The 5,886-nt window shown below is 29.2% G+C and carries 6 protein-coding genes and 1 tRNA gene; all 7 read left to right on the top strand.

The window, feature by feature from the left end; all coding sequences use genetic code 11:
• The first annotated feature begins 453 nt into the window (after positions 1–453).
• A complete protein-coding gene (gene ilvA / locus B3603_RS02420) occupies positions 454–1,668 on the top strand; it encodes a threonine ammonia-lyase (protein ID WP_291560282.1) in 1,215 nt (404 codons plus the stop codon).
• 503 nt (positions 1,669–2,171) lie between these two features.
• Complete coding sequence (locus B3603_RS02415; RefSeq protein WP_039630637.1) at positions 2,172–2,603, top strand: Mini-ribonuclease 3; 432 nt, start codon at positions 2,172–2,174, stop codon at positions 2,601–2,603.
• Positions 2,587–3,393 (top strand): FAD-dependent thymidylate synthase, encoded by an 807-nt coding sequence (gene thyX / locus B3603_RS02410; protein WP_291560273.1) that lies wholly within the window; start codon positions 2,587–2,589, stop codon positions 3,391–3,393. The genes B3603_RS02415 and thyX overlap by 17 nt, the downstream gene beginning before the upstream one ends.
• Positions 3,394–3,542: 149 nt before the next feature.
• Positions 3,543–4,295 (top strand): 23S rRNA (guanosine(2251)-2'-O)-methyltransferase RlmB, encoded by a 753-nt coding sequence (gene rlmB / locus B3603_RS02405; protein WP_291560280.1) that lies wholly within the window; start codon positions 3,543–3,545, stop codon positions 4,293–4,295.
• 18 nt (positions 4,296–4,313) lie between these two features.
• The gene (locus B3603_RS02400; RefSeq protein ID WP_291560271.1) at positions 4,314–4,823 is read left to right on the top strand and encodes an NYN domain-containing protein; all 510 of its coding nucleotides are present in this window, start codon (positions 4,314–4,316) and stop codon (positions 4,821–4,823) included.
• Positions 4,824–4,888: 65 nt separating this feature from the next.
• Positions 4,889–5,539 (top strand): RNA polymerase sporulation sigma factor SigH, encoded by a 651-nt coding sequence (gene sigH, locus B3603_RS02395; protein ID WP_291560268.1) that lies wholly within the window; start codon positions 4,889–4,891, stop codon positions 5,537–5,539.
• Between the two features lie 116 nt (positions 5,540–5,655).
• Positions 5,656–5,731 (top strand) — tRNA-Thr (locus B3603_RS02390).
• The last annotated feature ends 155 nt before the right edge of the window (positions 5,732–5,886 follow it).

Here is a 5,886-nt window from a genome sequence, read left to right as displayed (position 1 = left end):
ATTCTCAATTGTCAATCGTCAACTCTCAAATGTATAAGGGTTCCTCTAAGGTGTAGTATAGTTCGGAATAATATGTATTTGCTTAACTAGAATAATGGAGATAAATAATAAAATTAAAGTATTAGCTAATGTATTTAATATCTGCAATTGTGCATTGTGAATTTAACAGTTCTAATTAAAACAGCAAAAAAAGAATTTGCATTAATATATACATTAACATTAAACTTCGTCCATCTATATATTAAATATATTGAAAAAATACTATAGCATATTCTTATATGTTTTCTACTATGTTAAATTATAATTTTCTATAGATACTTATTTATTATTATCTATAGAAAATTAATTTTTATTAACATGAAATATCTTCAGAACTTTTGACTAATTATTATATTTTAAATTTTTTGTTAATTTAATATAAACTTTTAAACAAAAGGAGAGAAAATAGTGAGTATAACATTATCATTATCTGACATAAAAAAGGCACAGGAAAGTTTAAAGGGAGTTGTAAGAAAGACACCTTTATTCCATTCCAGTACGTTTTCAAAAGATACTGGATATGAAGTGTATTTAAAATGTGAAAATAAACAAAAAACTGGTTCTTTCAAACTAAGAGGAGCTTATAATAAAGTTGCATCATTAACAGAAGAAGAAAGAGCTAGGGGAGTTGTTGCATCTTCAGCAGGGAATCATGCTCAAGGAGTTGCATATGCATCAACTATATTTGGTGTTAAGTCTACAATATGTATGCCATTAACAGCACCTCTTGCAAAAGTTCAAGCTACAAAGAACTATGGAGCAACGGTTATACAACATGGTGAAGTTTACGATGAATGTTATGCTAAAGCAGTAGAAGTACAAAAAGAAACGGGAGCAACATTTTTACACCCATTTAATGATGAACATGTAATAGCAGGACAAGGAACAATTGCTCTTGAAATTTTTGAAGATTTATCAGAAGTTGATACTATAATAGTTCCAATTGGTGGAGGGGGGATTATAGCAGGGATTGCAGTAGCAGCTAAAGCTATAAAGCCCGATGTAAAGATAATAGGAGTTCAAGCAGAAATAATTGCTTCAAGCAAAGCATCCTTAGAAAAAGGGGAAGTTGTTACAGTTGAAGGCTCAAAGTCATTAGCAGATGGTATATCTGTTAAAACTCCAGGAGATAAAACTTTTGAAATAATAAAAGAGTATGTTGATGAGATAGTAACAGTTACAGAAGATGAAATCGCCTATGGAATATTTGCACTAATGGAAAGAAATAAGGTTATAGCTGAAGGTGCAGGAGTTGTTTCCTTAGCTGCATTATTAACAGGAAAAATTAAAAATGCTGGTAAAAATGTTGTTGCAGTTATAAGTGGTGGAAATATAGATATAGCTACAATATCAAAAATAATTGATAGACAATTAGTGCTAGTTGAAAGAAGAATAACTTTACAATTTGAATTAAAAGATAAAATAGGTCAATTGGGAGCATTAGTTGCTGAAGTAGCTACGTTAGGTGGAAATGTAGCAAAGATTAAACAAGATAAAAACTGGAATCCTAAAGGGCTTGAATTTACAAACATTGAAATAGAAATTGAAACAGAATCAAAAGAACATGCTGCAATGATAAAAAATGCATTAGCAATAAAAGGATATATATTTGAACAAATATATAAATAATCTTTTAAGATTAATCTATACATTTAAGAGAATTAGATAGTTAGTATTTTAAAAATCTTTAATTAAATAAGATATTTGATATATAAGTGTTTACAACAGTTTTTAAAAAACTCTAAAACTGTTGTAAACATTTTTTATTTAAAGGAAATTTATATTAGAGTAAAATAATAGGTAAGTATAATTAAAGTGATAGTTTATTTTTATGACTTATAAAAATTACTACCGATTCTTCCTTTTTATAATAATTTATATGTCATTTTAAAAATATTTTCAATGGCTCTTGCCATAAGAAAAAGTATTGCATTGTAATAAAATGAGGATATGGATTAAAGATAAAAAAGAAGATTATACAAAGTTTTTAGTATTGTTATTAAATTTATATATTTATAATTTATTGGCTAAATTTCGTCATGATTTTTAAAAATATTCATTTATTACCTGTTATTATTTTAAATATCTGTGTATAATTAAAATTGAATAACTATAAGGTTAAGGAGAAAAACATGAACTTTCAATTACTAAAGGGAAAATTCACTCTAGAAGAGATAAAACAACTTAATCCACTAGTGTTGGCTTTGATAGGAGATGCTGTGTATGAAGTGTTTATAAGAACATATTTAGTGGAAAAAAATAGAGGACTTAATGTGCATAAGGTTCATGTAAAAACTGTATCTTATGTAAAAGCAAAAGCACAAAGTGAATATATGAAGATTATAATAGATGATTTAGAAGATGATGAAATGGCTATTTTTAAAAGAGGAAGAAATTCTAAATCTCATACACCTAAAAATTCAGACGTAGCTGATTATAGATGGGCTACTGGTTTTGAAGCGGTTATAGGATATCTATATTTATGTGAAAAGGAAGAAAAACTTAATTATATATTAAGTAAAATAGTAAAATACGAGGAGGATAAAAATGACTTTGAAAGTTAAATTAATTGAGCATACACCAAATCCAGAAAAGGTTATTGCATCAGCAGCAAAACTTTGTTATAGCTCTGTAGGAGTAGACGAAATATTAGAAGGATTAGATAAAGAAAAAACAGAAAACTTTTTAAGTATGCTTATGAATTATGGTCACTATTCTCCTATTGAGCATGTTAGTTTTACCTTTGCTATTGAAGGAGTGTCTAGAAGTTTAACTCATCAACTAGTACGCCATAGAGTTGCTTCATACTCACAACAAAGTCAAAGATACGTAAAATTGGATGCCTTTGAGTACATAATACCACCATCAATAGAAAATAATTCTAAAGCTAAAGAAATATTTATAGAAGCGATGAAAAAGGACCAAGAATATTATGATGAAATTGTAGAAATGTTATTTGAACAAATTTATAATGAAAGCTTAAATAAATATATAAGAGAGAAGTCTTTAAATTCAACATCAGAAGTTGAAGAACGTGTATTAAGAAAACTAAAATCACAAGCGCAGAAAAAGGCCATTGAAGATGCTAGATATGTATTTCCTAATGCTTGTGAAACTAAAATTATTGTTACGATGAATGCAAGAGAGCTTATGCATTTTTTTGCACATAGATGCTGTAATAGAGCTCAATGGGAAATTAGAGACATGGCAGATGCAATGTTAAAAGAAGCAAAAAAAGTAGCTCCTATTTTATTTAAAAATGGAGGACCAAATTGTATAAAGGGATCTTGTCCTGAAGGTAGTATGACCTGTGGAGAAATTGTGACAGTAAGGAAAAAATATTCTAATTTATAAACAACTACATAAATTAAAGTTATGCTTTTGGATATAATTACAGATAACTTAAATTTAAATAGGTTTATGAAAGAGGTTGAAATATGAAAGAAAATAAAAAAACTAACAGTAGAGATAGAGTTAAAAAAGAATATAACAATAAAACTAATATGGGCAATGAAGAAATAATAAGAGAAGATATTATTGAAGGAAGAAATTCAGTAATTGAAGCTTTAAAATCTGATAGAACTATAGAGCAAATATTAGTTGCTAAAGGTGATACTAAGGGTTCTATTAATGTGGTTTTAGCTTTGGCAAAGGAAAAAGGTGTAGTTGTTAAAACTGTAGATCGTGTAAAGCTTGATTCTATGTCTTTAACAGGATCACACCAAGGCGTAATAGCTAAAGTTACTGCTTATAAATATTATCATGTAAAAGAAATTATTGATTATGCAAATTCAAAAAATGAAAAACCATTTTTAATTATACTAGATGAAATTGAAGACCCTCATAATTTTGGTTCAATTATAAGAACGGCAGAAGTTTGCGGAGCCCATGGAATTATAATTCCTAAAAGAAAAAATGTAGGGGTCACTCCTATTGTTTATAAAACTTCTGCAGGTGCTACAGAACATATGAGAATAGCTAAAGTTACGAATATTAACAGCACTATAGATGAGTTAAAAGAATTAGGATTATGGATATATGGTGCTGATATGCATGGTGAGAATTGTTATGATGTGGACTTAAAAGGTGCAGTAGCATTAGTTATAGGAAGTGAAGGAAAGGGTATATCAAAACTAACTAAAGAAAAATGTGATGTGCTAATGAAAATTCCTATGGTTGGTCAAATAACTTCGCTTAATGCTTCTGTAGCTGGTGGAATACTAATGTATGAGGTGTTGAAGCAAAAGTTGAAATAGACTTTTGCTAATATAATCTTGAGAAAGATATTTATAGATGGCTACAATGTTATAAATAGTTGGCCAGAACTTAGAGCGATAAAGGATTATAGTTATGAATCTGCAAGGACAAAATTAATAGATATTATGATTAACTATTCTTCCTTTAAGGGATATAACATTATAATAGTTTTCGATGCTCATATGGTAAAAGGCAGTCTTCAAAAGAAAGAGAGGATTGGAAATATCACAGTAGTTTTTACGAAAGAAGGAGAAACAGCGGACTTATATATTGAAAAAACCGTAAATAATATAGGTAGAGTATCAGAGGTTTATGTAGTTACTTCTGATGCTATTGAACAACAAGTTACTTTTCAAAGGGGAGCCAATAGAGTATCTTCGCTAGAGTTTTATCACACCGTTATGGAGGCTAATAAGAAGATTTCTAAAAAATATGAAAAAACTTATTCGCAAGATAGAAATTTATTTGAAGATATGATTGACAGTGAAATAGCTGAAAAGCTAGAAAAAATAAGGCGAAGCAAGTAATATAGCTTGACGCTTTAAAATAATAATGTATAATTTTAGTTAAGTCCATATTCAATTTGGAGGGGATGCTTTTGGAGAAAAGGGTTGACAATGAGGAGTTAAATTCCCAGTTTATGAACAAAACTGATGAGGAAATTGTTGCTGAAGCTAGAAATGGGGACAATCGTGCTTTAGAATATTTGCTATGTAAATATCAAAATTTTGTGAAAGCTAAAGCTAAATCATATTTTTTAATTGGTGCAGATAAAGAAGATATATACCAAGAAGGTATGATTGGGCTATTTAAAGCTATTAGAGATTTTAGAACAGATAAGTTAGCATCCTTTAAGGCTTTTGCGGAACTTTGTGTTACGAGGCAAATAATAACGGCAGTTAAAACTGCCACACGTCAAAAACATATTCCATTAAATACATATGTATCACTAAACAAACCTATATATGATGAAGAATCAGATAGAACACTTCTAGATATAATATCAGGAGTTAAAGTGTCTGATCCAGAAGAACTAGTAATAAGTAGAGAAGAAGTAGAAAGTATTGAGAATGAGATAGGTGAAGTGTTGTCAGATCTAGAGATGGAAGTGCTCATGTCTTATCTAGATGGTAAATCTTATCAAGAAATTGCTTGTGACTTAGACAGACATGCTAAGTCTATTGATAATGCTCTACAAAGAGTTAAAAGAAAATTGGAAAAATGCTTAGATAAAAGAAAGTAATAGCGTTGACATAAAAGGATATATATAGTATAATGAGTAACTGATATATAGTATTTAAGTATACATTTAACATTTGTATGATGCGATTTTTTTATAAATCTACATCATATTTTAATGCCCATATAGCTCAGTAGGTAGAGCGTCACCTTGGTAAGGTGGAGGTCACCGGTTCAATCCCGGTTATGGGCTCCAAACTTACTTAAGGAAACGCAACACACCAGGGTGAGTTTATAGGAGTAAATTAATTAATTATTCATTCATAATAATTAAGCCTATATCAAGGAGGAATAAAAAAATGGCTAAGGAAAAATTTGAAAGAAGCAAACCGCACGTTAACATTGGAACTA

The organism is Clostridium sp. UBA2485, assembly GCF_002341865.1.
Classification (GTDB): domain Bacteria; phylum Bacillota; class Clostridia; order Clostridiales; family Clostridiaceae; genus Clostridium_J.
The sequence above is the reverse complement of the archived record's forward strand: the minus strand, read 5'-3'. Positions and strand labels throughout refer to the sequence as shown.

Bases quoted from the DNA above. Each gene is read 5' to 3' on its own strand.
- thyX (WP_291560273.1), top strand. From the start codon at position 2,587: ATGACTTTGAAAGTTAAATTAATTGAGCATACACCAAATCCAGAAAAG.
- rlmB (WP_291560280.1), top strand. From the start codon at position 3,543: ATGGGCAATGAAGAAATAATAAGAGAAGATATTATTGAAGGAAGAAAT.
- B3603_RS02415 (WP_039630637.1), top strand. From the start codon at position 2,172: ATGAACTTTCAATTACTAAAGGGAAAATTCACTCTAGAAGAGATAAAA.
- sigH (WP_291560268.1), top strand. From the start codon at position 4,889: ATGCTTTTGGAGAAAAGGGTTGACAATGAGGAGTTAAATTCCCAGTTT.